Origin of the sequence: Paludibacterium yongneupense DSM 18731, assembly GCF_000422925.1 — a bacterium.
GTDB classification, from domain to species: Bacteria; Pseudomonadota; Gammaproteobacteria; order Burkholderiales; family Chromobacteriaceae; genus Paludibacterium; species Paludibacterium yongneupense.
This window is the reverse complement of sequence record NZ_AUGZ01000055.1, coordinates 1-2,487: the sequence shown is the minus strand read 5'-3', so window position 1 is coordinate 2,487 and position 2,487 is coordinate 1. Positions and strand designations below refer to the sequence as shown.

Here is a 2,487-nt window from a genome sequence, read left to right as displayed (position 1 = left end):
GATGCCGATGCCGAGTACGCGGCGGTGATCGAGATCGACCTGGCCGACATCAAGGAGCCCATCGTGGCGTGCCCGAACGATCCGGACGACGTGAAATTCCTGTCCGAGGTGGCCGGCACCAAGGTCGACGAGGTGTTCATCGGTTCGTGCATGACCAATATCGGCCACTTCCGCGCGGCAGGCAAGCTGCTGCAGGGCATCCAGGACCTGCCGGCCAAGCTGTGGGTGGCGCCGCCGACGAAGATGGATGCCAAGCAACTGATCGAGGAAGGCTATTACGCGATCTTCGGACGGAGCGGCGCGCGAACCGAGATGCCGGGCTGCTCGCTGTGCATGGGCAATCAGGCGCATGTCCGCGAAGGGGCAACTGCCGTTTCGACATCGACACGCAATTTCCCCAACCGGCTCGGTACTAATAGCCGCGTCTATCTGGCTTCGGCAGAGCTGGCTGCGGTCTGCGCCAGGCTTGGGCGCATGCCCACTGTGACCGAGTATCGGGACATGGTGGCGGGATTGGCGCAGCAGGGCGACGACGTCTATCGCTATCTGAACTTCGATCAGATCGTCGACTATCGCAACGTCGTTGCCGACCTCTAAGTTCGGGGCAACCTTCTCCCGCGCGAGGACAATCGCGCGGGAGCTTCGCTAATGATACTGAACGGAGCGCCATGAAACTGTCTTATCGCTTGGGTGTCCTGGCAGCCGTCGCCCTGACCGGTCTGGTCGCGATCTCCGGCTTTGCCTTGTCCAATCTGCGGCAAACCCTGCTGCAGGAGCGGCGAAGCCAGATTGCCAAGATCGTTCATTTAGCCGCCAATCAGATCGGCTATTACCAACTGCAGGAAAAGCGAGGGGTACTGACGGGGGCACAGGCGCAGAAACAGGCCTTGCAGGTCGTGCGTGGCCTGCGCTACCAGGGAGATTACATCTTTGTACGGCGCTTCGATGGTTTTCCGCTTGTGCATGGCAACCCGGACAAAGAAGGCAGGCCCGATCCGAGCGGCGGCGGGCGGCAGGCCGATGGCCGTAGTCTGGTGCAGACCTACCGTGACGGATTGGCTCACCAGCCATTTGCCCTGGTCGAGGTTCAGACGCCCCGCCCAGGCAGCGAGCGGGCTCTTCCCAAGATCAGCGGGGTGATGAAGATCGAGGGCTGGAACTGGATCGTCGGGTTTGGCGTGTTTGTCGACGATGTGGACGAGGCGTTTCGGGTGCAGGCTTTCCGCTTCCTCGGCATCGGCACGGTGATCATGCTGCTGGTAGCTGGCGTCGCTATGGCCATGCTCCGCCAGATCTATCGTCAACTCGGGGGGGAGCCTGACTATGCCGCCGATGTGGCGATGGCAATTGCCAATGGAGATCTGAGCACCGACATCCAGATGCAAAAGAGCAGCGATGAAAGTATGTTGGCGGCCATGACACAGATGCAGCTGAGGTTGCGGCGAATGATGCTGGCCATCCAGCGCGGCGAACAGCAATTGCGGGTAGCGGTGTCTGGTTTGACACAGCAGATGGAGCAGATCGACACCGCATCGCGTGAAACGTCTGCGGCGACGTCGGCGTCTGCGGCGGCGATCGAACAACTCTCGGTCGGTGTCAGCCTCATTTCCGACAATGCCCGCGCCACGGAGAAACATTCGACGCGGACGCACGGGCTGGCCATGGAGGGTAGCGGCTTGGTGCAGCACGCTTCGTCCGAGATACAGCAGGTCGCCGAGCAGATCGCCGAGGCGTCCGCACGGATCCAGCTGCTGGATGAACGGTCGCGCGAGATTGGAGGTGTCAGTCGGGAAATCCGGGAAATAGCCGATCAGACCAATTTACTGGCGCTTAACGCGGCGATAGAAGCGGCGCGGGCAGGCGAGCAGGGGCGCGGGTTTGCTGTCGTCGCCGATGAAGTTCGCAAATTAGCCGAGCGCACTAGCCATTCGACCGATCGCATCGGCGAGATGATTCATGCGATCCAGACCGATACGGCCAATGTCGTGCTGTGCATGCAAGCGGTGAGCCCGCAGGTCGAGCGCGGGGTCAGGGGGGTCGATCAAGTCGCGGCGTCCTTGAGCGAAATTGGCCACGGTTCTACCGCGATGCTGGAGCAGATCAGCGATGTCGCTCATTCGATCAATGAACAAAGCGCGGCGAACAGCAATGTGGCGGGCAACGTCGAGCGGATTGCCAGCATGGCGGAAGCCTCGGAGTGTTCGGTTCGGCAGGCTCGGGCACAAGTGGAGGAACTGAGAACCTTGTCCGCTGCCTTGAATGAGGCCGTGTCCTGCTTCCGCTTGTAAATGACTTCCGTTTTCCTTTTTTCAGGATGCTAAACATGTGCGCGCAACAAACCCGGATGTCGCTATTGCGGCATGCCGAAGGGCTGACCATCAGGACTACGCTGTCCGAGTTCGATGTTCTGGCCAATCCCCTGATGAACAAGGGCACCGCATTCAGCGAGGCCGAACGCGACGAGTTCAAGTTGCACGGCCTGTTGCC

The 2,487-nt window shown here is 60.8% G+C and carries 2 protein-coding genes; both read left to right on the top strand.

Annotation, left to right across the window (positions count from 1 at the left end; all coding sequences use genetic code 11):
- The coding region (locus tag G520_RS22930; RefSeq protein ID WP_036666369.1) for an aconitase family protein at positions 1-597 on the top strand (597 nt) is incomplete at its 5' end.
- A 71-nt stretch (positions 598-668) separates the two neighbouring features.
- Positions 669-2,288, top strand: a complete 1,620-nt coding sequence (locus G520_RS0114435; protein ID WP_028536266.1) for a methyl-accepting chemotaxis protein — start codon at positions 669-671, stop codon at positions 2,286-2,288.
- Positions 2,289-2,487: the final 199 nt, after the last annotated feature.